The sequence below is a fragment of the Methylorubrum thiocyanatum genome, from assembly GCA_014138645.1.
Classification (GTDB): Bacteria; Pseudomonadota; Alphaproteobacteria; order Rhizobiales; family Beijerinckiaceae; genus Methylobacterium; species Methylobacterium thiocyanatum.
Genome location: JACJIB010000001.1, coordinates 786,486 through 808,660, shown reverse-complemented (window position 1 = coordinate 808,660; position 22,175 = coordinate 786,486). Strand labels below are relative to the sequence as shown.

At 67.4% G+C, this 22,175-nt stretch carries 20 protein-coding genes; 6 read left to right on the top strand and 14 right to left on the bottom strand.

The window, feature by feature from the left end:
* Positions 1-187 precede the first annotated feature (187 nt).
* The gene (gene rfbC, locus HNR51_RS03815; RefSeq protein ID WP_182553999.1) at positions 188-739 is read right to left on the bottom strand and encodes a dTDP-4-dehydrorhamnose 3,5-epimerase; all 552 of its coding nucleotides are present in this window, start codon (positions 737-739) and stop codon (positions 188-190) included.
* 185 nt (positions 740-924) lie between these two features.
* Positions 925-1,617 (bottom strand): FkbM family methyltransferase, encoded by a 693-nt coding sequence (locus HNR51_RS03810; RefSeq protein ID WP_182553998.1) that lies wholly within the window; start codon positions 1,615-1,617, stop codon positions 925-927.
* Positions 1,618-2,522: 905 nt separating this feature from the next.
* Between HNR51_RS03810 and HNR51_RS03805 the strand changes: the two genes are divergently transcribed.
* Positions 2,523-2,966 carry a DUF2147 domain-containing protein gene (locus HNR51_RS03805; protein WP_182553997.1) on the top strand — a complete coding sequence of 148 codons (444 nt, stop codon included), beginning with the start codon at positions 2,523-2,525 and terminating at the stop codon, positions 2,964-2,966.
* A gap of 20 nt (positions 2,967-2,986) precedes the next feature.
* Here HNR51_RS03805 and HNR51_RS03800 read toward each other — a convergent pair whose 3' ends face one another.
* From HNR51_RS03800 to HNR51_RS03785, 4 genes are all read right to left on the bottom strand, one after another.
* Positions 2,987-3,454: a hypothetical protein gene (locus HNR51_RS03800; protein WP_063986964.1), complete on the bottom strand. Its 468-nt coding sequence runs from the start codon at positions 3,452-3,454 to the stop codon at positions 2,987-2,989.
* Between the two features lie 177 nt (positions 3,455-3,631).
* Positions 3,632-4,024, bottom strand: coding sequence for a hypothetical protein (locus HNR51_RS03795; RefSeq protein ID WP_141951438.1), 393 nt, complete (start codon positions 4,022-4,024; stop codon positions 3,632-3,634).
* 113 nt (positions 4,025-4,137) lie between these two features.
* The gene (locus HNR51_RS03790; RefSeq protein ID WP_182553996.1) at positions 4,138-5,955 is read right to left on the bottom strand and encodes a methylmalonyl-CoA mutase subunit beta; all 1,818 of its coding nucleotides are present in this window, start codon (positions 5,953-5,955) and stop codon (positions 4,138-4,140) included.
* A gap of 148 nt (positions 5,956-6,103) precedes the next feature.
* Positions 6,104-6,955 (bottom strand): undecaprenyl-diphosphate phosphatase, encoded by an 852-nt coding sequence (locus HNR51_RS03785; RefSeq protein WP_182553995.1) that lies wholly within the window; start codon positions 6,953-6,955, stop codon positions 6,104-6,106.
* Between HNR51_RS03785 and HNR51_RS03780 the strand changes: the two genes are divergently transcribed.
* From HNR51_RS03780 to HNR51_RS03765, 4 genes are all read left to right on the top strand, one after another.
* A complete protein-coding gene (locus tag HNR51_RS03780) occupies positions 6,954-7,100 on the top strand; it encodes a hypothetical protein (protein WP_158022279.1) in 147 nt (48 codons plus the stop codon). The two genes, HNR51_RS03785 and HNR51_RS03780, sit on opposite strands and share 2 nt — an antisense overlap.
* A gap of 82 nt (positions 7,101-7,182) precedes the next feature.
* Complete coding sequence (locus HNR51_RS03775) at positions 7,183-7,875, top strand: glutathione S-transferase family protein (protein WP_012454237.1); 693 nt, start codon at positions 7,183-7,185, stop codon at positions 7,873-7,875.
* Complete coding sequence (queG, locus tag HNR51_RS03770; RefSeq protein WP_182554025.1) at positions 7,872-9,050, top strand: tRNA epoxyqueuosine(34) reductase QueG; 1,179 nt, start codon at positions 7,872-7,874, stop codon at positions 9,048-9,050. Before HNR51_RS03775 ends, queG begins: the two co-directional genes overlap by 4 nt.
* Before the next feature lie 6 nt (positions 9,051-9,056).
* Positions 9,057-9,926: an SDR family oxidoreductase gene (locus HNR51_RS03765; protein WP_182553994.1), complete on the top strand. Its 870-nt coding sequence runs from the start codon at positions 9,057-9,059 to the stop codon at positions 9,924-9,926.
* A gap of 12 nt (positions 9,927-9,938) precedes the next feature.
* On the opposite strand, the gene HNR51_RS03760 is transcribed toward HNR51_RS03765, so the two are convergent.
* From HNR51_RS03760 to glnA, 8 genes are all read right to left on the bottom strand, one after another.
* Positions 9,939-11,903 carry a methyl-accepting chemotaxis protein gene (locus tag HNR51_RS03760; RefSeq protein WP_182553993.1) on the bottom strand — a complete coding sequence of 655 codons (1,965 nt, stop codon included), beginning with the start codon at positions 11,901-11,903 and terminating at the stop codon, positions 9,939-9,941.
* Between the two features lie 133 nt (positions 11,904-12,036).
* Complete coding sequence (locus HNR51_RS03755) at positions 12,037-12,825, bottom strand: NUDIX hydrolase (protein ID WP_182553992.1); 789 nt, start codon at positions 12,823-12,825, stop codon at positions 12,037-12,039.
* Positions 12,776-13,267, bottom strand: coding sequence for a DUF983 domain-containing protein (locus HNR51_RS03750; RefSeq protein ID WP_063986965.1), 492 nt, complete (start codon positions 13,265-13,267; stop codon positions 12,776-12,778). The genes HNR51_RS03755 and HNR51_RS03750 overlap by 50 nt, the downstream gene beginning before the upstream one ends.
* Positions 13,268-13,291: 24 nt before the next feature.
* Positions 13,292-15,655: a ribonuclease R gene (gene rnr, locus HNR51_RS03745; protein ID WP_182553991.1), complete on the bottom strand. Its 2,364-nt coding sequence runs from the start codon at positions 15,653-15,655 to the stop codon at positions 13,292-13,294.
* 155 nt (positions 15,656-15,810) lie between these two features.
* Positions 15,811-16,149: a hypothetical protein gene (locus HNR51_RS03740; RefSeq protein ID WP_182553990.1), complete on the bottom strand. Its 339-nt coding sequence runs from the start codon at positions 16,147-16,149 to the stop codon at positions 15,811-15,813.
* A gap of 73 nt (positions 16,150-16,222) precedes the next feature.
* Complete coding sequence (locus HNR51_RS03735; protein WP_141951430.1) at positions 16,223-16,801, bottom strand: NADPH-dependent FMN reductase; 579 nt, start codon at positions 16,799-16,801, stop codon at positions 16,223-16,225.
* A gap of 64 nt (positions 16,802-16,865) precedes the next feature.
* Positions 16,866-18,773 carry a putative bifunctional diguanylate cyclase/phosphodiesterase gene (locus tag HNR51_RS03730; protein WP_182553989.1) on the bottom strand — a complete coding sequence of 636 codons (1,908 nt, stop codon included), beginning with the start codon at positions 18,771-18,773 and terminating at the stop codon, positions 16,866-16,868.
* A 155-nt stretch (positions 18,774-18,928) separates the two neighbouring features.
* Complete coding sequence (glnA, locus tag HNR51_RS03725; RefSeq protein WP_012454227.1) at positions 18,929-20,338, bottom strand: type I glutamate--ammonia ligase; 1,410 nt, start codon at positions 20,336-20,338, stop codon at positions 18,929-18,931.
* A gap of 587 nt (positions 20,339-20,925) precedes the next feature.
* Here glnA and HNR51_RS03720 point away from each other — a divergent pair.
* Positions 20,926-21,972: a glutamine synthetase beta-grasp domain-containing protein gene (locus HNR51_RS03720; protein WP_012454226.1), complete on the top strand. Its 1,047-nt coding sequence runs from the start codon at positions 20,926-20,928 to the stop codon at positions 21,970-21,972.
* The last annotated feature ends 203 nt before the right edge of the window (positions 21,973-22,175 follow it).

Sequence of the window (22,175 nt, the reverse complement as noted above, 5' to 3'; positions counted from 1 at the left end):
GAGATCCTGCACCAGATGCAGCACGAGCGCCGAGCCGATGAAGCCGCAGCCGCCCGTCACCAGAATGCGCATCGCTCTCAACTCCGTCGATTCATGTCCGCGAGGCCGATGAGGGGAGCCTCAGTGTCAGTCCGGCCGACCCGGATCGGGTTCGATCCTTCCGGCACCACCACTCCGAAGGCTCGGATCAGAACACCCGCCCGAGATCGGCCAGCAGGGGCGCGCCCTTGTCCTTGCCCGAGAGGATCGCGTCGGCCTCCGCCACCGGCCATTCGATGCCGATGGCCGGATCGTTCCAGCGCAGGTTCCGGTCGTCGGCGGGGCTGTAATAGGCATCGACCTTGTAGGCGACCATGGTGTTCGGCTCCAGGGTGCAGAAGCCATGGGCGAAGCCGGCGGGCACGAACAGCTGCTCGCCGCCGGCTGCATCGAGCCGCACGGCGACGTGCCGACCGTAGGTCGCTGAGTCGGCGCGGATGTCGACGGCGACGTCGAGGATCGCGCCCGCGAGCACCCGGATCAGCTTGGCTTGCGCGTTGGGCGCGACCTGAAAGTGCAGCCCGCGGATCGTGCCGGCGGGCGCGGAGAAGGACTGGTTGTCCTGCACGAACGCGTTGGCGATCCCGTGCTCGGCCAGCACGTCCGCGCGATAGACCTCCGAGAACCAGCCTCGGTCGTCCCCGTGCCGCTTCGGGATCACGCGCTTGACCGCTGAGATCTCGGTTTCGATCACCTGCATCCGCCGCTCCTTCCTTGCCGACTGCAGGCCTGCTTAGTGCATCATGCTGGAAACCGCATCACGCCGTTGCGCCAGGATTCCGACAGCGCATCAATCTCGTCTGAGGGGTGCAACCCTTTCCCAGACAATCTCCTGCGCATCGTCCCAATAACGGGTAAAGGACGATGCGCCAGAAATTGAAACGATTAATTCGGAACCGCAAGAATATTGACGTACTGCGTTACGGCCTGTCGATCGAATGGAACCGTTGCATTATTATGATCGTCGATAAGCAAAATTTTATACCCGCCAAGATGCTTCAACACACCATCGACGGTCTCCGGCAAAACCTCAATCAAGAAAGTTGCCCTTTTCAGCGCAATCAAATCTTGAGCGCCTTCAAGGGCCATCTCTTCGGCACCCTCAACGTCAATTTTTAGAAGGTCAGGCACGAGTCCGCTACTTTTGATATAGTCGTCAATTCTGATCGTAGACGCTCGCTCACGACGCCTGACTTCATAATTCTTACCGGTGCCAACAAAACTCGAGCCAGTACCGATTTGATACTCATCAACGTAAATCATGAACTCAACTTCACCCGCAGCATTAGATACAGCCTGCGTTTCAACTTTGACACGACCGACGAGAGAATTAACAATCAGGTTTTCGAGGATACGAGACGAAGCTCTCGCAGTGGGTTCGAATGCCACAACTTGCTGGATTTGCTGATTTGAGCGGCAAGCGAGAAGCGAGAAAAGCCCAGTATGAGCCCCGATATCAAATACTATATTAGCCTTTTTTGCGCGCATGATCCATTCTCGGACGCTTGCCACTTCATAGCCGTTCTTTCCGTACCAAAAATAATGCGAAGCGACCAAATCATCATTGTTAGAAAACATGTAGAAAGGCGCGCACGCGTCGTTTTTTACTTCAACATATCCAAAGTACGGGTTTTCGAATCGATATTTATAGAAAATGGCGTCGAACGTGTCCGGGAGTCGATCGTGAGTGAGGTCCCGGAATTCGGGGATTAGCGAGATCGCTCTTGCATTTGCATTGGACACAAAGTTTAAAGGCATAACAGGCTCCATATCCTTCGCTACACAAGCCTCACTCGTAATCGTGAGGAACAGGCGATCTTTTGCAGAGCACGCGCAACTTATTATCACGCCCGCCCATCCATTTTGCCGCTCAAACCCTCATCAACATGAGACGAGAATCAAAGCTGAGCAATTAAGCTCGGGCGCATCACACATGCACGAGTTTGCACGACAGCTTTCAAAATGATGATCAGTATTTTTGTAGAAATCATTGCAAATGATACCCCTAGAAGTTCTTAAATGGCACGCGGCGTTTCACGGGAGCATACATCCAACACGGGGCACCGAGAGCACTTTCAGCTGCCGCTTCTCACACATACCTATTTTATCGAAGGGTCATTTAGGCCATCCAGTGCCCCGGCGCAATCAACCGTAGACAGACCGAGAACCTCGATTTTTCCCGCCAATGGTAAAATTCAATCCCACCAAATACACAATGCATGTCACGAATTCAAGAATTATTGCCTGCTCAAGTAGAATAGAGAAAGCGTACTCAAACGAAGGCCATATCGAAGGCATTCTCGCTCCGCCTCTGACGAGTTGACCATCATTCATGACTGAGAGTTTCCGCGACCTGCCTGCTAGCGCTGGTAAGTTCAACGCACGGCACAAATCAACCCCGCTGCCAAGTCTTGCGAAGCTTGAGCCTTCCGCATACCCGTGATGCGAGCTGGCCGACACGGTCGGTGAAGAGAGACAACCGAATGACGATGCCCCGTTCGATCCTGCCACGCCATCTCGCCCGTCACATGGTCGCCGCCGCACTTCTCTCCGCGGCCTCCGGCACGGGCGCTGTTGCGCAGAAGACCGCCGACCTCTCCGGCGTCTGGCAGACCGAGACGGCAGGCTCGACCGTGCGCATCGCCCGCTGCGGCGGCGGCTATTGCGGGACGATCGCGGCGACCGCCGGGTCCGGGGTCGATGCGCAGAACCCCGATCCCGCCCTGCGCTCGCGCAAGCTCGTCGGCGTGCAGATCATGCAGGCCGGCACCCCGAGCGGCGCCGGTTTCGAGGGCAGCCTCTACAACCCGAACGACGGCAAGACCTATGCGGGCAGCCTGACCCCGAAGGGTCCCGATACCGTCGAGGTCGCGGGATGCGTGCTCAGCGTGCTGTGCAAGCGGCAGACGTGGCGCCGGATCCGGTAATCGGATCCGGCCTCGCCCGTTCAGTGATCCGCGCCTTCGAGCGCGGACTCCGCCGGGCCGTCGGCGAGGGCAGCCTTCTCGGCCGGGGGTTCGGCACTGGCCACCGCCTTCGTCTCCAGCAACGGCTGCAGGCGGGCTGCGAGTTGTTTGTCGAGGTGGCGGGCATAGGCGCCCTTGAAGTAGCGGGCGCCCGTGCCGCGGCCGTAGATGCGGTCATGGGCCACCGCCATGCGGTCGACCTCGGGCCGGCACAGGAAGCCGGTGACCCCGGCGGCCTCGTACCAGCGCCCGTCCCGCGCGAGCCGCATCGCCTTGGGGTTGGAGACCACCGTTTCGACGAAGCAGGCCGTCGCCGCCTCTTCGAGCGGCGCCAGCACCGTGTGCTCGGAGCCGGGCACGTGCTGCCGCGCCGGGCGTGCCTCGGCCACGGGATTGAGCAGAACGAAGGCGAGACCGACGAACGGCAGAGCTCTCATCACGGCTGTCATGGGGCGCCTCGAACGCGTGTCGAACGCCGCCAGTGTTCGCCGGAGAAGCCGCCGGATCTAGGGCGAAAGCCGGCTCATTCTGCCGCAGCGCGGAACAAATCGCGGCATTGTCGCGGAACCGACACAGCGCGAAGGGCGTAGTGCGCCCCGCGACACCGCTTCGGGCGGGCAGCTTGGTCAGCCGCGCCGCATCGCGTTCCAGCTTCCGCTGCAGCTGATCGGGCCGTCGCCCAGCGTCGACCAGCGGCCGGCGCCGGTCCCATTCGCGGACAGCCGCCCGTAGACCTGCGCCGCATTGCCGCTGCGGGAGATGGTGCCGCGCACCGTGCCGTTCGCCGCAACGCGGCCGTTGATGTCGACCTCGCCGCCGCCATAGACCGCCTCGCCGTGCTGGATCTGGACTCCGTAGCGGTAGGCGCGGTCGCAGGGACCGTCGAGGGTGACCACTTCGATGCTCCAGCGGCCGTCGTAGCGGTGGGGCACCTGCACCTTGCGCTTGGCCGCCTCCGCTGTCCCGACGCCCACCACGGCGACGGCGAAGGTGGCAGCGGCGAAGATCGGCAGACGCATGGGTGAGTTCCGGCTGAGGGTGATGGGCTCACGCGGCCCGCATCAGCCGGAAGATTGTCCCGCGCCCCGCAGTGTCAAGGTTGCTCACGCCGCCTTGACCGTCCGGGCGGGCGTCAGCCCTGCGCGCGCTCGGCCGCCTCCCGCAGGAGCGCGAGCAGGTCGCAGCCGGCGAACAGGAAGCCGTGAACGCCCGCTTGGCGCAGGGCCTCCGCCTCGGCGGGCTTGCCGGCGAGATAGATCGTGCCGGCGCCGGCCGCCTTCAGAGCCTCGGCCGCAGGCACGGCCTCGGTCTGGTAGACGGCATCGGAGGAACACAGGCAGGCGAGCGAGGCGCCCGACGCCGTGAAGGCTTCGGCCAGGGCGTTCGCGTCCGAGAAGCCGTCATTGCCGATGGCCTCGATGCCGCCCGCAGCGAAGGCGTTGGCCGCGAAGGTCGAGCGGGCGTTGTGGATCGCCACCGGGCCGAGATTGGCCAGGAACACGGTCGGGCGCTTGCCCGTCCGCGCCAGCGCCGCATCGGACGCGTCGCGCAGGACCTCGTAAGGCTCGGCGAGGCGCTGCGACGGCAGGGCCCCCTCCCCCCGTACGGCCGGTCGGGCCGCGACGTCGAGCACCGCCACCGGCTTCTCGGCGAGGAAGGGGAACTCGCTGGCGCCGGTCAGCGGCTCCTTGCGGGTCGCCACGGCTCGGGCCCGTGCCTCGGCCACCGCCGCGATCCGGCCCGCGAAGGCACCGGATTCGAGGCTTTTCGCGATCCCGCCCTCGCGCTCGATCTCCTGGAACGCCGCCCAGGCTTTCTCGGTCAGTTCGGCGGTGAGCGCCTCGAAGCCGCCCGCGCCCGCGGCCGGATCGGAGACCTTGGCGAGGTTCGATTCCTCGATCAGCACGATCTGGCTGTTGCGCACCACGCGCCGGGCGAAGGCATCGGGCAGGCCGAGCGCCTGGGTGTAGGGCAGAGCGGTCACAGAATCCGCCCCGCCGAGCCCCGCCGAGGCGGACGCCATGGCCGTGCGCAGGATGTTCACGAAGGGGTCGCGGCGGGTCATCATCCGCCACGCGGTCTCGGCCAGGACGCGCAGCGGCTTCGGCGCGAGGCCGCAGGCCTGCTCGACCCGGGCCCAGAGCCGCCGGATCGCCCGGAATTTGGCGATGGTGAGGAACTCGTCGGCATCCGCGACGAGGAGAACCGCGATGGCGTCGCGGGCGCGCTCCAGATCATGGCCGCCGGCCTCCAGCGCCCGCAGATAGGCGACCGCCGTGGCGAGCACGGCGGCCAGCTCCTGCACCTCGCTCGCACCCGCCTCGTGGTAGGGCCGGGCATCGGCCAGGGCCACACGCCCGCGATATCCGGCGAAGGCGGTGACGGTCTCGGAGAGACGCGTCTCCCAACCCTGTTCGAGCCGGCCGGTGGCGGCGCGGGTGCCGAGCGGATCGAGGCCGAGATCGAGATCGAGGGTGGACGGGTCGTCGCCGCGGCGCTCGACCAGCTGCTTGAGCAGGGCTGCCGTCTCGAAGCCCGCCGCTCCGGCATCGAGCCGCAGGGCGATCAGCGGCAGCATCACGCCCTCGAGCGCGGCGTCGAGCGCATCGACGGAGGCGGGATCGAGGCCGTATCCGCGGGCGGCGGGGGCGTCGCGATGAACGAGGACCAGCGCGTCGGCGCCGCCTTCGAGATCGGTGAGCGCCTGCGCGGCGGCCTTCTCCGCGTCGGGATGGTCGATGCGCTGCGCCAGGCGCCAGGGGCCGGGAGCCCGCACCGGCTGCACCACCGGCGAAGCCGGCGCGTAGAGCGGCTCGATGCGCAGGCCGTCGGCGGTCTTCGAGACGAGGCGCTTCTCGAAATCGGCCCCCTTCAGCGCGGCTTCCACGGCACTGCGCCAGCGCTCGCGGGTCGCGGGCTCGAACACATCGGCGAGCGGACGATCTTCCATCGTGGGCGAGACCTTAGACGTTCGGCGTTTCCCGACCGCTTCTTGAGAGAGCGGCGACTTGGCCGCAAGCCCTCGCACGGGGCGTGGGTGGGCGACAACCGACTTTAGTCCGGGTTGCCGCCGCCGCCTCGTTCAAAATCCTGAAGGTTCAGCCAAAAATAATCAGTCCAGCAAAGCCCAGCGAGCCGACGATGATGCGCCACCACGCGAACAGCCAGAAGCCGTGGCGGGAGACGTAGTCGAGCACCGTGCGCACCACGATCAGCGCCGAGATGAAGGCGGCGACGAATCCGATGACGATCAGCAGGGCGTCGTTGGAGGACAGATTCTTGTAGTTGTCGAGCAGGTCCTTGGCGAAGGCGCCGGCCATGGTCGGCATGGCGAGGTAGAACGAGAATTCGGTGGCCGAGCGCTTGCTCGCGCCCATCAGCATCGCCCCGACGATGGTGGCGCCGGAGCGCGACACGCCGGGAATCATCGCCACGCATTGGAACAGGCCGATCTTCAGCGCCATCGGCAGGCTGAACTCGAACACGTCGGTCTTGCGCGGATGCTCGGTCGGCCCGTCGCCGGTCCCCTCATTCTGCGCCGCCTTCGGCTCGCCGACCGTGTCGTCGATGACGAGGAGCACGAGGCCGCCGGCCACCAGCGTGGCGCAGACGATCCACGGGTTGAACAGGTAGAACTTGATGTATTTCGAGAACAGACCGCCGATGATCGCCGCGGGCAGGAAGGCAAGGAGCACGGCGAGCACGAAGCGGCGCGCCCGCGGATCGTTCGGCAGCGCGGTGGCGATGCTCCAGAGCTTCCCGAAATAGGCGAAGAGGATCGCCAGGATCGCGCCCAGTTGGATCAGCACCTCGAAGGTGTTGTTGGGCGAGTGGAAACCGATGAAGTGGCCGATGAGGAGCTGATGCCCGGTCGAGGAGACCGGGATGAATTCGGTGGCACCCTCCACCACGGCGAGCACGATTGCCTTCGCGATCAGGACGAGATCCATGAGCCTGCTGTTCCCCACGCCGATGTCCGGCACTGCCGAGGTGCGGCAGACGATGGCGATGCGGCAGCTTTGCGGCGGCAGGGTTGACGGGCGGTTACCGTGTTGCGGTGCGTTTGTTAATGAGGTGGCAACGATGGAGAAATAATCCTGGCGCGCCGCCCCATTTTCGCCGGTGCGGCACGGTCTGCCCCTGGGCTCTGCCTTCTTTCCGCTGAACCACGGCCTCGATGGCGACGCTCTATCACTCCCCGTTCTGCCCGAACTCGCGCTTCATCCGCCTCGTCCTGGCCGAGATGGGGATGGAGCCGACCCTCGTCGAGGAGAGGGCCTGGGAGCGCCGCCGCGACTTCCTCATCGTCAACCCGGCGGGCACCACGCCCGTGCTGGTGGAGCAGACCGGGCTCGCCGTGCCCGGCGCGGGAGTCATTGCGGAGTATCTCGACGAGACCCGGGGCCTCGGGCTCGCCGGGCGACGGCTTCTACCCGACACCACCGTCGCCCGGGTGGAAGTGCGGCGCCTGCTCGACTGGTTCCTCGTCAAGTTCAACAGCGAGGTGACCGAGTATCTCGTCACCGAGAAGATCGATAAGCGCTTCATGTCGTCCGCCGCCGGGGGCGGCCCCCCGGACATGAATGCCATCCGTGCGGCGCGCACCAACGTGCGCTATCACCTCCAATATGTCGGTTACCTGATCGGGCAGCGCCGCTGGCTCGCGGGCAACGACCTGACCTATGCCGACCTCGCGGCGGCGGCCCATCTTTCCTGCGTGGACTATCTCGGCGACGTGCCATGGGACGAGGACGAGATGGCGAAGGACTGGTACGCGCGGGTGAAATCCCGCCCGTCCTTCCGCGCGCTCCTGGCCGACCGGGCGCCGGGGATGCCGCCGGCCGCCCACTACGCGGATCTGGATTTCTGAAGCCCGAGAAGGCCGTCCTCACCGGCCGATCCTTACGCGAGACGGTCGAGGCGCGCGCCCGTCGTCTCGGCTTCGATGCGTTTCGCGTCACCCGGCCCGACGCCGTGCCCGCCTTGCGCGAGCGGTTGCCCGCCTGGCTCGCGGACGGGCATCACGGGACGATGGACTGGATGGAGGAGCGCGCCGAGCAGCGCGCCGCGCCCTCCGCCCTGTGGGCCGAGACCCGCAGCATCGTCATGCTCGGCATGAACGCGGGGCCGCAGCGCGATCCCCTCGATCTCGTGCGGCTGACGGATCGCGGTGCCATCGCCACCTACGCGCAGCGGCGCGACTACCACGACGTCATCAAAGGCAAGCTCAAGGAACTCGGCGGCTTCCTCTCCGCTCGCTCCGGCGAGCCGGTGAAGGTGTTCGTCGACACCGCCCCCGTGATGGAGAAGCCGCTCGCCCAGGCGGCCGGGATCGGCTGGCAGGGCAAGCACACGGTGCTGATCTCGCGCGAGCACGGCAACTGGCTGATGCTCGGCGCGATCTTCGCCCGCGCCGAGCTCGAACCCGACGCGCCGGAGACCGACCATTGCGGCTCCTGCCGCCGCTGCCTCGACATCTGCCCGACGAACGCCTTCCCAGCCCCCTACCGGCTCGATGCGCGCCGTTGCATCGCCTACCTCACCATTGAGCATCACGGCCCGATCCCGGCCGCGTATCGCGAACAGATCGGCAACCGGGTGTTCGGCTGCGACGACTGCCTCGCGGTCTGCCCCTGGAACAAGTTCGCGGGCGCGGCGCGGGAGGCGCGCATGGCCGCCCGCGACGATCTCGCCGCGCCGCCGCTCGCCGAACTCGCCCGCCTCGACGATGCGGGCTTCCGCGCGCGCTTTGCCGGCACGCCGATCAAGCGCACGGGGCGCGACCGCTTCCTGCGCAACGTGCTGATCGCCATCGGCAATTCGGGCGAAGCCGCGCTTGCCGACGAGGCGGTGGCGCGCCTAAGCGAGCCGGATCCGGTGGTGCGGGGGGCCGCCGTCTGGGCCTGCGGACGGCTGCTGCCCCGGGAGCGGCTGCACGATCTGTTCGCCGCCCATGGACGCGGGGAGACGGAGGCGCATGTGAGGGAGGAATGGCGCGCCGCCGCCGGCCTTCCTATGGAAGCGGACGGCCCACGGGAGAGCTGACACCGCATGAACCTGTTCGTCTTCGGCCTCGGCTTCTCCGCCCGGCACTTCGCCGAGCGCGAGCGGGCCCGCTTCCAAGCCGTGCGGGCGACGGTGACAGAGCCCGAGCGGGCCAAAAGCCTTGCCGCCGAGACCGGGTTCGTCCTGCGCGCCTTCGGGCCCGACGCGGACGATCCCCGCATCGCCGGGGAGCTTGCCGAGACCGATGTGCTGCTGATCTCCGCGCCGCCGGGCCGGGACGGCGACACGGTCCTCGCCCATTATCGCGACGCGATCGCGGGGAGCCGGATCCGCTGGATCGGCTATCTCTCGACCATCGGCGTCTACGGCGATCACGGCGGCGCCTGGATCGACGAGACGACGCCCGCGACGCCGAAGAGCGCGCGCTCCCGTGGCCGTCTCGAGGTCGAGAATGCTTGGCTCGCGCTCGGCGCCGAGACCGGCAAGGCGGTGCAGGTGTTTCGTCTGTCGGGGATCTACGGCCCGGGCCGCAATCCGATCGTGAAGCTGCGCGACGGCCGCACCCAGCGCATCGTCAAGCCGGGTCAGGTGTTCAACCGCATCCACGTGGACGACATTGCCACGACGCTCGCTGCCTCGATCGAGCGCCCAAGGGGCGGTGCCGTCTACAACGTCACCGACGACGAGCCGGCCCCGCCGCAGACCGTGACCGAGCACGCCGCGGCGCTCACCGGGTTGCCCCTGCCGCCGGAGATCGACTTCGAGACCGCCGAACTCAGCCCGATGGCCCGCAGCTTCTACGGCGAGAACAAGCGGGTGCGAAACCGCCTGATCCGCGAGGAGTTGGGCGTGCGGCTCACCTACCCGACCTACCGCGAAGGCTTGGCTGCCCTGGTCGCCGACGCCCGCTCGTAGCACCGGCGGCGATCAGAGGAACTGGACGCCGATCCCATCCTCTGTCCGGCGCATGAGACGGCAGCGCCGGGGCGGTTCGCCGTCGACATGGAGGGTGAAGACCTCCGGCAGGCCCGCGGCCTCGACCGCCAGCTTGGCCCCGCCCTCGGAAAGGTTGAGCACCGTGCAGGGCCGTCGTTGCGGCTCTCCGGCCCTCGGACCGCCCTGCGGCACGAAGGCGACAGAGCCGGACATCGCGGTGCGCAGGCGCTCTTCGCCCCGCCGCTCCTCCAGCCCGACATTCCAGGCGTCGAGGCTGTTTGCGAACTCCGCCACGCTCGCGGCCGTGGCCTGCATGTCGGCGTTGACCTGGCCGGTGGTCGCCCGCTGGCGCGTGCTGTCGGCGGTCGTCTGCGCGATGAAGCCCTGCACCGTATCGACCACGGCCGCGGTCGACGTGAGTGCCGCGCCGACGTCCCGCGAGACCGCCTGCATGGCGCCGATCTCGCCGGTGATGCGGGCGGTGGCCGAGCGCGCCTGCTCGGCGAGGCTCTTCACCTCGGTGGCGACGACGGCGAAGCCGCGGCCGGCGGCGCCCGCGCGGGCCGCCTCGATCGTGGCATTGAGGGCGAGCAGGTTGATCTGATCGGCGATCCCCGTGATCGCCTCGACCACACCGGTCATCGCCGCAGCCGCGTCGTCGAGCTTCGCCGACAGCGCCCCGGCGGCGCTCATGCGCGCCTGGATGTCGCCGACAGCCTCGTGCGAGCGGTTCATCTGTTCGGCGATGGCCGTCGAGATGTGGTGCATCTCCTCGGAGGCACGCGCCACCCCCCGCACCCGGTCCAGCGTCTGTTCGGCCATGGCCAGCGCGCTGGTGCGCACCGCCATGCTCTGGCTGATGTCGAAGGCATATTTCACGATCCGGACGGGGCGCCCGCCCGCATCGAGGACCGGGTTGTAGGACGCCTGGATCCAGACCTCCCGGCCACCTTTGCCGATCCGCTGGTAGACGGCGGAGGTGAACTGCCCCGCCCGCAGCGTCGCCCAGAAGGCGGCGTAGGCCGGACTCGCCGCCTGGGCGGGCGTGACGAACATCCGGTGATGCCGGCCCTGCACCTCGGCGAGGCGGTAGCCCATCGCGTCCAGGAAGTTGTCGTTGGCATCGAGGACGGTGCCGTCCATGTCGAACTCGATCACCGCCTGCGAGCGGCGGGCGGCTTCGACCTTGCCCGCCAGGTCGGCCGCGATGCACTTGGCCTCCGTGATGTCGGAGGCATATTTGACGACCTTGAACGGTCGGCCGGACAGATCGAGGATTGGGTTGTAGGTCGCTTGGATCCAGACCTCGCGCCCGTCCTTGGCGATGCGCCGGAACTCGCCGGCCCGGAACTCGCCGCGGGCGAGCGACTCCCAGAAGGCGCGGTACTCTGCGGAGGCCGCATCCTCCGGCCTCACGAACAGGCTGTGATGGCGCCCCTCCACCTCGTGCGGGGCGTAGCCGAGGGCGTCCAGGAAGTTGCCGTTGGCGCTCCGCACCGTCCCGTCGAGATCGAACTGGATCACCGCCTGCGAGCGGCCGATCGCGGCGATCTGCCCGGCCGTCTCGGCGGAGGAGAGCCGCTCGGCGGTGACGTCGAGGGCGAATTTCACGATCTTGCGGACCTGTCCGGCCCGGTCGAGGATCGGGTTGTAACTTGCGCGGATCCAGACCCTGTGCCCGTCCTTGGCGACGCGGCCATACTCTGCCGATCGATAGGTGCCGCGCCGCAGATCCTGCCAGAACGCCTCGTATTCGGCGCCCTGCGCCTCCTGCGGGTCCACGAACAGGCGGTGATGACGCCCTCGCACTTCGGCAAGGGTGTAGCCCATCAGCGCGAGGAAGTTGTCATTGGCGTCGAGCACCGTCCCGTCGACGGCGAAGGTGATAACGGCTTGCGAGCGGTTCAGCGCCTCGAGCATGGACGCCGCATCGGAGCGGCGGAGAGCAGAGAGCATCGGGTATCCTGGCTGCGAGACCCGCCGGAGGATATCCCCCACATTTTAAGAAACTCCTTTTGAATTGCGCACAACTCAGCAACGTATCGCGGCCCGCGACGCCGCGATGAAGGCCACAAGGCCCTGTCCCGCCTTAGATTTCCTCCCGCAGCCCCTTGCCGTGGCGCTCGAAATAGAACGGGATCGGCCGGTAGGGCGGAAAGCCGGCAGCGGCCGCCGCCTCCAGATCGTCGAGGATCACCCGGGTGATGCGCGGCAGGTCGAGCTTTCGCGCAGCGTCGAGATCGACCCAGGCCAGTTCGGTCAGTTCCGAATCCGGCCCGACGATGCCGGGTCGCTCGGCGGCCACCGCCTTGCGGTCGACCACGAAGAAGCGGGTGTCGAAGCGGCGGGGCCGCTTCGGCGGCGTGATCGCCCGCGCCACCAGATGCAGCGCTTCGAGGTCGGGCATCACACCCTCCTCGGCGAAGGCCTGCCACGCGCCCTCCGGCACGGTGTCGGGCGCGCCGTAATCGCGGGTGCCGATGAGAAGGCCGGTCTCCTCGTAGGTCTCGCGGATCGCGGCGAGCGCCAGCGAGCGGCCGAGATGATGCGGCGCACGGGGCAGCTTGGCCCGAAGCGCGTCGTCGGCCCGCTGCGACAGGGCGCCGGCCACCGGCATCTGCCGGTCGGACAGCTCGATGCGGCCGCCGGGAAACACGAACTTGCCGCCCATGAAGGCGAGGCCGGCATGGCGCCGGCCCATCAGCACCTTCAGCCGCTTCCGGGACCGATCGAGGACGATCAGCGTCGCGGCATCGCGCGGACGAAGCAGCGCCGGGCGGGACGGGGCCGCAGGCGGATCAGGCCGATCCGGGTCAGACCGAACCAAGTCAGACCGAACCAAGTCCTGGGGCGTCGCCTGCTCGTCGTCCTGCCTCACCGCCGCGTCTCTCCCCCGTGCCGGTCCCGCCGCGCGCAGGGGGCGCCTTGCCGAAGCCGTGCATGCCGAACGTGTATTGCAGGCCGATCACCGCGCCCTTGACCGGCTGCAGCAGCCCCAGCGCCAGGACGAGCGTGAGCAGCGGCCAAACGGTCAGCGATATCCAGAGCGGCACGTCGTAGCCCATCTCGATCTCGAGCACGAGATAGCCGACGATGTGGCCCACGAGGAAGATCACGAGATAGGGCGGCAGGTCGTCGGCCCGGTGGCCCTCCATCTCCAGGCCGCAGGCCTCGCAGGCCGGACGCACCTTGAGGAAGCGCCCGAACACATGGCCCTCCCCGCAATGCGGGCAGCGGTTGAGGAAGCCGCGAGCCATGGCCGGCATCAGCCGGGTCCGGTCCTGGGGAGAAGGGGCCGGAGGGGAAGCGTAGGTCTCCATGGGCGCCAGTCTAGCCCCTTCCGCTCAGCGGCGCGAGCCGCGATGGCGCCGCGCGGACTCGCCCTCGGACGCCGATCCGTTGCCCGGCCCTTTGCCTGCCCCCTTGCCCGCACCTTTGCCGATGCGCGCCTTGGCCTTCGCTTTCACGCCGGCCTTGAATCCGGTCCGCTTGAGCCCGCCGCCCTTCGCCCCGGAACGGCTGCGCCCCTCCGACAGGATCTCGAAGCGCAGCGCCCCGGCCACCGCCGCCGCCTCGACGAGGCGGACCTCGACCGTATCGCCGAGGCGGTAGGTCTCGCCGCTGCGGTCGCCGACGAGCGCGTGCAGGGCCTCGTCGTGGCGGTAATATTCGTGGCCGATGGTCGAGACCGGCACGAAGCCGTCGGCGCCGGTCTCGTCGAGCTTCACGAACAGCCCAGATCGCGTCACCCCGGAGATCCGCCCCGAGAAGGTGGCGCCGACCCGGTCAGCGAGGTAGCCGGCGATGAGCCGGTCGATGGTCTCGCGCTCCGCCGCCATCGCCCGGCGCTCGGCCGCGGAAATCTGCTCGGACACAGCGTCGAGGGCGCCCGGCGTGGTGTCGCCGGCCAAGCCGTCCTTGCCCAATCCGCAGGCACGCACCAGGGCGCGGTGAACGATCAGGTCCGCGTAGCGGCGGATGGGAGAGGTGAAGTGGGCGTAGCGGCGCAGGTTCAGGCCGAAATGGCCTAAATTCTGTGCAGCATAGATCGCCTGTGCCTGCGAACGCAGCACCACCTCGTTGATGAAGGGAGCGTGCTCGGTCTCGGCCACCTGGGCCAGGATGCGGTTGAACAGGTCGGGTCGCAGCGCCCCGGCCTTGGTCATCTTGACGCCGACCGAGGCCAGCACCTCTCCGAGCGCGCGCATCTTCTCCAGTGCCGGCTCGTCGTGGACCCGGTAGATTAGCGGCGAGCCCGCCTTCTCCAGGGTCTCCGCCGCCGCGACGTTGGCCTGGATCATGAATTCCTCGATCAGCCGATGCGCCTCCAGACGCTCCGGCACGATCACCCGATCGACGCCGCCTTCCGCGTTGAGCAGCACCTTGCGCTCGGGCAGGTCGAGGGCGAGCGGACCGCGGGCGTCGCGGGCCCGCTTCATCGCCTCGTAGGCGGCGTAGAGCGGGCGCAGCGCCGTCTCCAGGACGGGGCCCGACGTCTCGTCCGGCCGACCGTCGATGGCGGCCTGCGCCTGAGCGTAGGCAAGCTTGGCGTGCGAGCGCATCAGGATGCGGTGGAAGCTGTGGCTCCGCTTCACCCCGTCGGCGCCGATGGTCATCCGCACGGCGAGCGCCGGGCGGTCCTCGCCCTCGCGCAGGGAGCAGAGGTCGTTCGAGATGCGCTCGGGCAGCATCGGCACCACCCGGTCCGGGAAGTAGACCGAGTTGCCGCGCAGCAGCGCCTCCCGGTCGAGAGCCGAGTCCGGGCGCACATAGGCCGCCACGTCGGCGATCGCGACGGTGACGATGAAGCCGCCCGCATTGGCCGGATCGGGATCGGGTTGCGCCATCACCGCGTCGTCGTGGTCCTTGGCGTCGGGCGGGTCGATGGTGACCAGCGGCGCCTCACGCCAATCCTCGCGACCGCGCTTGGTCGCGGGCTTGGCCGCATCCGCCTCCGCCAGCACCGCCGGAGGGAAGACGTGGGGGATGTTATGGAGGTGCAGCGCGATCAGGCTCACCGCCTTCTCGGAGCCGAGGGTGCCGAGGCGCTCGGTCACGCGCCCGCGGGGCAGGCCGAAACGGGTCTCACGCTCGACCGCGACGCTGACGAGGTCACCGTCCCGGGCCTCGCCCTCCTCGCCCGCAGGGATCGCGATCTCCTTGCCCTGCGACTTCTTCTCGACGGGAAGCAGGCGTCCGCCGTCGCGGCCGGCGCGGTAGACGCCGATCACGTCCGTGCGGTTCTTGCCGATCACCTTGATGACGCGGCCGGTATAGCGGCCCGGCGCCTCGGGGTCGGGCGCGACGCGGATCAGCGCCCGGTCGCCGAGGCCGGGCGCCGGGCGGTTGCCCTTACGGCCGGCACGCGGCACCTCGACGGCGATCTTCGGCGCCTCGCCCTCGCCGTCCCACTGGGCCGGACGGGCGATCAGGTCGCCGTCGCGATCGCGGGAGACGATGTCGGCGAGGACGACGTCGGGCAGGCTGCCGCTTTTGCGGAAGCCGCCGCGGTCGCGGTCGAGCAGGCCGTCGGCCTCGATCGCCTTCAGGATCGCCTTGAGGCCGATCTTGTCGGCGCCCGAGATGCCGAAGGCTTTGGCGATCTCGCGCTTGCCGACCTTTCCGGGCGTCTCGGCGATGAAGGCGAGGATCTGCTCGCGGGAGGGAAGAGCGGGGGCAACCGCCTTCGGATTGATGCGTCTGGCCAAGGAGTCAGGCTCGCCGCGCCGGCCTGGAGAGGCCCGGCGCGCAGAAATAATGATCGGAGAGACCGCGACGGGTCCCCATGTCCGTCAAAGATGGGCGCTCAAAGGCCCCAGGACAACGTTCCGGCGTCGCCCGTGAACAGGTTCGGCCCCGCGGCTCAGCCGGTCGACGCGGATTTCCGGATCGTTTCGACGGCCGCATCCACATCGAATCCTTCGCTCGTTAGGTCTTCGAGGCTGAAGAGCGCGGCCCGCGGCAGGGTGAGGTTCACCTGCCCCTCCTCCGGCTGAAGCTCGGGCGCCTCCGCCGCGCGGACCGCCAGGGTCCAGGCACCGTCGATCCGCACCGCATCCGCCTGCGGCGGGTCGGCGGCCAGCGCGGCGAGCTTTTCCGCCGCCGCCTGCCGGAAGGCGAGGCTCCGGCCGTCATCGGAGACGAGCGCCGCCTTGATCAGCTCGGCCAGCGCGTCCCTGACCTTGTCCACACTCGCGTTCATGCGCTCATCGTCCTCAGGCTATGCGTATCGAGGAGAGCAAACGGAGTGCCGCGCGCGAGGTTCAGTCGCGAGGTCAGTACGGCGTGCCCCCGGCCCGCTTCGCCTTCAGTGCCTCGGCGTACCACGTCAGCTCGTCGAGAAACTTCCCCGCGGCCCGGCCGAGCCAGTCCTCGGCAGGCTCGCCCGCCTCGCTCAGCGCCTTCTGGATGCGCGGGATCGGCAGGAGCGAGGGGATGCTCGGCGTGCCGAGTTCGGCCAGCATCGCCCGCAACTGCATCGCCGCGCGCACACCGCCATACTGCCCGGCCGAGTAGCAGCAGATGGCGGAGGGCCGCCAGAAATACTCCTCCAGGAAATGGTCGAGGGTGTTCGAGAGGGCGGGCGGGATCGAGTGGTTGTACTCGGCCGAGACCACAACGAAGGCATCCGCTCCGCGAAACAGCGTCGCCAGCCGCTCCAGCGGCTCGGGCGCCTCGCCCTTGGGATATTCCTTGTACATCCGGTCGAGGAGCGGGAGCTTCGACTCGGCGGGATCGACCAGCGGCGCCGTGTGGCCGCGGGCTTCGAGTTGCGCGGTCAGGAAGCGGGCGGCGCGGATGCCGGCGCGATCCGCGCGCACGGAACCGAGGATCACGGGAACGGTGAGGGTCATGGGGCAGGCTCCCTTCGTGCCGGATACTCCGGCAAGATAGGGCGCCGGCGCGACGACGGTCGCGTCAGGAGGCCAGAACCTCGGCGTGTTCGGGCACGACGAGGCCGAAGCCGGAGACGGCCTCCTCCGGCATCGGCTTGCTGAACAGGTAACCCTGCATCGAGCGGCAGCCGGCCGAGCGCAGCAGCAGCATCTGGTCGAAGGTCTCGACCCCTTCGACGACGCAGTGAAGCCCGAGATTGCGGCTCATATCGACGATCGAGCGGATGATGCTGAGCGAGGTCGCGTCGTCGCCGAGCGAGATGACGAAGCTGCGGTCGATCTTCAGCCGATCGAGCGGCAGCCGGTGGACGTAGCTGAAGCTCGAATAGCCGGTGCCGAAATCGTCCAGCGCGATGCCGATGCCCAACTCCTTCAGCGTGGCGAGCGAGCAATGGGCCTCGACGAGATCGCGCATCAAACCGGTCTCCGTCACCTCGAAGACGATGCGGCCCGGGTCGAGGCCGCTCGCGACGACGAGTTCGGCGAGCCGGGCGACGCTCGCGGGCGAGGCGATGTCCTGCGCCGACAGGTTGAAGGAGAGCCGGACATCCTCCGGCCAGGTCCGCAGCGCCGCCAGCGCCTTGCCGAACAAGATCGGGGTCAGGTCACGGATCAGACCGGTCTGCTCGGCCACGAGGATGAATTCGGCCGGCGAGACGCGGCCGATGATCGGGCTGTTCCAGCGCGCCAGCGCCTCGTAGGCCTCGATCCGGTGGTCTATGGTATCAATGATCGGCTGGTAGTGCAGGTCGAACTCCGCCGCGAGGTCGGCCCGGCGCAGGGCCTGCTCGATCATCGCGATGTCGCGCAGCCGCTCCTCGTGTTCCGGCGCGAAAGAGACGGCGGTGCCGCGTTGATGGATCTTGGCGTGGTAGAGCGCGAAATCCGCCCGCTCCAGGAGCATCTCCGGTGACGTGGCGGCATCCGGATAGCGCGCGAAGCCGATCGAAGCGCCGATCTGGGCCGTCCCCTCGCGTAGGGGAAAGGGTCTCGCCAAACCGCCGCAGATGCGTCGCCCGATCTGGGCGAGGTCGGCCCCGCCCTCGACGATGAGGCCGAACTCGTCGCCGCCGAGCCGGCCGATCCAGCCGATCTCCTTAGCCTTCAGGCGATGCGCGACCTCGCGCAGCACGGCATCGCCGGCGCGGTGACCGAAACTGTCGTTGACCGGCTTGAAGCCGTCGAGATCGATCAGTCCGACGTGGAACGGCTCGCCGCTGCGGCGCCGGGCCCTCCGCTCGATCTCGGCGAAGAAGGCGCGGCGGTTGGGCAGGTCGGTCAGGTAATCGGTGAAGGCGAGGCGCCGGTTCTCCTCGCTGAGGCCGACGAACCGGCGGAAATCGCAGTAGGAGAAGTACTGGACGACCACCATTCCGCCGACGAGAAGGACGTAGTTGACCGCCATGACATGCAGGAGCGTGTCGCCGCGAATGATCAGGTAGACGGCCGGCACGAGGGTGATGATGAAGATGCTTACCGCCGCGGACGGGTGCTGAAGCAGGCACTGGACGCTGACGGTCATGATGATCGTCAGCGAGAACACGACGATCATGCTCTCCGGCAAGCCGCCATAAGGGACCAACGAGAAAGCCCAGACCGGGAGGATGATCGACAGGACGATCGCGAGGTGAGTCGTCGCGTTCAGCCGCTTGGCCATGGTGTCGAGGGGGGGCAGCGAGACGAGCGACTTGACCCAGAGGCTGCTTCGCACGATGCAGAGCCCGAGCAGGATCGCCAGCGGCCAGACGATCATCCAGTCCGGCGCCGCTCCGTAATACGTATGGGCGAGCCCGAGCGCGTTGCTGCCGATGGTCGTGTACAGAACCAGCACCTGCCGGTTGAGCACCCGGTAGCGCGCAATCGTGTAGGCTGCACCATCCGGGCGGGCCGAGAATGTATCGATGAGCGAGTGGAACCGGGTCAGGGCCATTTCGGCCTCTCGGAAAAGACGATCACTAACTTATGATACAATCTCTGCGTTAAGGAATTTCACTGCTGCGGATTCGCGGGCGTCGCACGGGCGACGGCGGCCACAAAAAAGGGGCCGGATCGCTCCGGCCCCTCGGTCGCCCGCGGGCGATGCCCTTAGAGCGAGTAGTACTGCACGAACTCGATCGGGTGCGGCGTCATCTCGTAGCGCAGGACTTCGGTCATCTTCAGTTCGATGAACGAGTCGATCTGGTCATCCGAGAACACACCGCCGGCCTTGAGGAAGGCGCGGTCCTTATCGAGGTTCTGCAACGCCTCACGCAGCGAGCCGCAGACGGTCGGGATCTTCTTCAGCTCGCGCGGCGGCAGGTCGTAGAGATCCTTGTCCATGGCCGGACCCGGATCGATCTTGTTGATGATGCCGTCGAGGCCGGCCATCAGCAGCGCCGAGAAGGCCAGGTAGGGGTTGGCCATCGGATCGGGGAAGCGGACCTCGACGCGCTTGGCCTTCGGGTTCGTCGTCCACGGAATCCGGCAGGAGGCCGAACGGTTGCGGGCCGAGTAGGCCAGCAGCACGGGAGCCTCGTAGCCCGGCACCAGACGCTTGTAGGAGTTGGTGGACGGGTTAGTGAAGGCGTTGAGCGCCTTGGCGTGCTTGATGATGCCGCCGATGTACCAGAGGCATTCCTGGCTGAGGTCGGCGTACTTGTCGCCGGCGAACAGCGGCTTGCCGTCCTTCCAGATCGACTGGTGCACGTGCATGCCGGAGCCGTTGTCGCCGTAGACGGGCTTGGGCATGAAGGTGGCGGACTTGCCGTAGCTCTGCGCGACGTTGTGGATGCAGTACTTGTAGATCTGCATGTGGTCGGCAAGCGTGGTGAGCTTGTCGAATTTCATGCCGAGCTCGTGCTGGGCCGAGGCCACCTCGTGGTGGTGCTTCTCGACCTTCACGCCCATCGACTGCATCGCGGCCAGCATCTCGCCGCGCATGTCCTGGGCCGAATCCTGCGGCGGGACGGGGAAGTAGCCGCCCTTGGTCTGGACGCGGTGGCCGAGGTTGCCGCCCTCGTAGTCGGTGAAGCCGTTGGTCGGCAGCTCGGTGGAGTCGAGTTGGAAACCCGTGTGGTAGGGGTCGGCGCCGAACTTCACGTCGTCGAACACGAAGAACTCGGCCTCGGGGCCGACGAAGATGTCGTCGCCGATACCGGTCGAGCGCAGATACGCCTCGGCGAGCTTGGCGGTCGAGCGCGGGTCGCGGGCATAGGGCTCGCCGGTCGAGGGCTCCAGCACGTCGCAGACGATCGACATGGTGGAGGCAGAGAAGAACGGGTCCATGCAGGCGGTCGCCGGGTCCGGCATCAGCAGCATGTCGGATTCGTTGATCGCCTTCCAGCCGGCGATCGACGAGCCGTCGAACATCGTGCCGTCCTGGAAGATCTCGTCGTCGACCAGGGAGACGTCGAAGGTCACGTGCTGCCACTTCCCGCGCGGGTCGGTGAAGCGGAAGTCGACGTACTTCACGTCGTTGTCCTTGATGGCCTTCAGCACATCTGCGGCCGTAGTCATGCTGTGCGTCTCCTCGGCAATGTCTGGAAGCGGGGCGGCGAGCCATCCACCGGGTCCGGGCGCGGGGTGAGCCGATCCGGTCCTGCGGCGCGATGGGCTGATCGGGAAGGCGGCAGGAACGCAAGACGTTTCGAAGGGGCGGCGCGGCGTCCGCGGCTTCGTTCCTGATCCGGGTACCGGCCCCCTCTCGCACCCCCGGCCGGTCGAGCCGGCCGGCGCGGACGATATCGCCCGCGCTCCGCCGTTGCCACCCGTCGGAAGGCAAAAAATCCACGCGAGGGCGGGACGTTCGGGGTGTTTCGTTTCCTTTCGCGGTGCCCCGGCAGTCGCTTTTGCCGCACCGAAAACGGCCGCGGATCCATTGAGGCTGGCACGCGACATGCTTAGGGGCAGACCGTAGCGTCCGCGCGCACAGCGGGCGCTCGGGGGTCGGGCTGGCGCCCTGCCCGCCGATGGAACGGCGTCTCGGATGCGGCGGGGAAACACCCGCCGGACGCTGCGGTTCAACGGCGGGTCAGGCTCTCAAAGGCGCCGGTTCGGAAAAGGTTTCGTCAGGACACGGATCCTCAAGGTACGAGAGACTCGGAATGACCAAGTTTAAGCTCGAGTACATCTGGCTCGACGGCTATACGCCCACTCCGAACCTGCGCGGCAAGACGCAGATCAAGGAGTACGACAGCTTCCCGACCTTCGAGCAGCTCCCGCTCTGGGGCTTCGACGGCAGCTCGACCCAGCAGGCCGAGGGCTCCTCGTCCGACTGCGTGCTGAAGCCCGTGCGCCACTTCCCCGACCCGGCCCGCACCAACGGCGTGCTCGTGCTGTGCGAAGTGATGATGCCGGACGGCAAGACCCCGCACCCGTCGAACAAGCGCGCGACCGTGCTCGACGATGCCGGCGCGTGGTTCGGCTTCGAGCAGGAGTACTTCCTCTACAAGAACGGCCGCCCGCTCGGCTTCCCCGAGACCGGCTACCCCGCCCCGCAGGGCCCGTACTATTGCGGCGTCGGCGCCTCGAATGCCGGCCCCGTCGCGCGCAAGATCGTCGAGGAGCATCTCGACCTCTGCCTCGCCGCCGGCATCAACCACGAGGGCATCAACGCCGAAGTGGCCAAGGGCCAGTGGGAATTCCAGATCTTCGGCAAGGGCTCCAAGAAGGCCGCCGACGAGATGTGGATGGCCCGCTACCTGCTGCAGCGCCTGTGCGAGACCTACGAGATCGACATCGAGTACCACTGCAAGCCGCTCGGCGACACCGACTGGAACGGCTCGGGCATGCACTGCAACTTCTCGACGACGTTCATGCGCGAGACCGGCGGCAAGGAGTATTTCGAGGCCATGATGGCCCAGTTCGAGAAGAACCTCGACGACCACATCGCCGTCTACGGCCCCGACAACCACATGCGCCTGACCGGCAAGCACGAGACGGCGCCGTGGAACAAGTTCTCCTACGGCGTGGCCGATCGCGGCGCCTCGGTGCGCGTGCCGCACTCCTTCGTCAACAACGGCTACAAGGGCTACCTTGAGGACCGCCGTCCGAACTCCATGGGCGACCCCTACCAGATCGCCTCGCAGGTTCTGAAGACGATCTCCGAGGTTCCGCTTCCCGCCGAAGCGGCTCAGAAGGCCGTCGCGTAAGACCTCTCGAGGCCGAATATCGAGGCTTGAGACAAGCCGCTCCCGCCGCAAGGCGGGGGCGGTTTTTTGTCGAGCATCACGATACCGCCTTCTATCCCTCTCCCCGCACGCGGGGAGAGGGCCGCGACGACCCCGTCGTCGGCGCGGCGAGCCCGCAGGGCGATGGTGAGGGGGCGGCTCAGGGAGAGGCACTTTCTGCCAAG

Bases quoted from the DNA above. Each gene is read 5' to 3' on its own strand.
- rfbC (WP_182553999.1), bottom strand. From the start codon at position 739: ATGCAGGTGATCGAAACCGAGATCTCAGCGGTCAAGCGCGTGATCCCG.
- HNR51_RS03810 (WP_182553998.1), bottom strand. From the start codon at position 1,617: ATGTTTTCTAACAATGATGATTTGGTCGCTTCGCATTATTTTTGGTAC.
- HNR51_RS03805 (WP_182553997.1), top strand. From the start codon at position 2,523: ATGACGATGCCCCGTTCGATCCTGCCACGCCATCTCGCCCGTCACATG.
- HNR51_RS03800 (WP_063986964.1), bottom strand. From the start codon at position 3,454: ATGACAGCCGTGATGAGAGCTCTGCCGTTCGTCGGTCTCGCCTTCGTT.
- HNR51_RS03795 (WP_141951438.1), bottom strand. From the start codon at position 4,024: ATGCGTCTGCCGATCTTCGCCGCTGCCACCTTCGCCGTCGCCGTGGTG.
- HNR51_RS03790 (WP_182553996.1), bottom strand. From the start codon at position 5,955: ATGGAAGATCGTCCGCTCGCCGATGTGTTCGAGCCCGCGACCCGCGAG.
- HNR51_RS03780 (WP_158022279.1), top strand. From the start codon at position 6,954: ATGAGCCTGCTGTTCCCCACGCCGATGTCCGGCACTGCCGAGGTGCGG.
- HNR51_RS03785 (WP_182553995.1), bottom strand. From the start codon at position 6,955: ATGGATCTCGTCCTGATCGCGAAGGCAATCGTGCTCGCCGTGGTGGAG.
- HNR51_RS03775 (WP_012454237.1), top strand. From the start codon at position 7,183: ATGGCGACGCTCTATCACTCCCCGTTCTGCCCGAACTCGCGCTTCATC.
- HNR51_RS03765 (WP_182553994.1), top strand. From the start codon at position 9,057: ATGAACCTGTTCGTCTTCGGCCTCGGCTTCTCCGCCCGGCACTTCGCC.
- HNR51_RS03760 (WP_182553993.1), bottom strand. From the start codon at position 11,903: ATGCTCTCTGCTCTCCGCCGCTCCGATGCGGCGTCCATGCTCGAGGCG.
- HNR51_RS03750 (WP_063986965.1), bottom strand. From the start codon at position 13,267: ATGGAGACCTACGCTTCCCCTCCGGCCCCTTCTCCCCAGGACCGGACC.
- HNR51_RS03740 (WP_182553990.1), bottom strand. From the start codon at position 16,149: ATGAACGCGAGTGTGGACAAGGTCAGGGACGCGCTGGCCGAGCTGATC.
- HNR51_RS03735 (WP_141951430.1), bottom strand. From the start codon at position 16,801: ATGACCCTCACCGTTCCCGTGATCCTCGGTTCCGTGCGCGCGGATCGC.
- HNR51_RS03730 (WP_182553989.1), bottom strand. From the start codon at position 18,773: ATGGCCCTGACCCGGTTCCACTCGCTCATCGATACATTCTCGGCCCGC.
- glnA (WP_012454227.1), bottom strand. From the start codon at position 20,338: ATGACTACGGCCGCAGATGTGCTGAAGGCCATCAAGGACAACGACGTG.
- HNR51_RS03720 (WP_012454226.1), top strand. From the start codon at position 20,926: ATGACCAAGTTTAAGCTCGAGTACATCTGGCTCGACGGCTATACGCCC.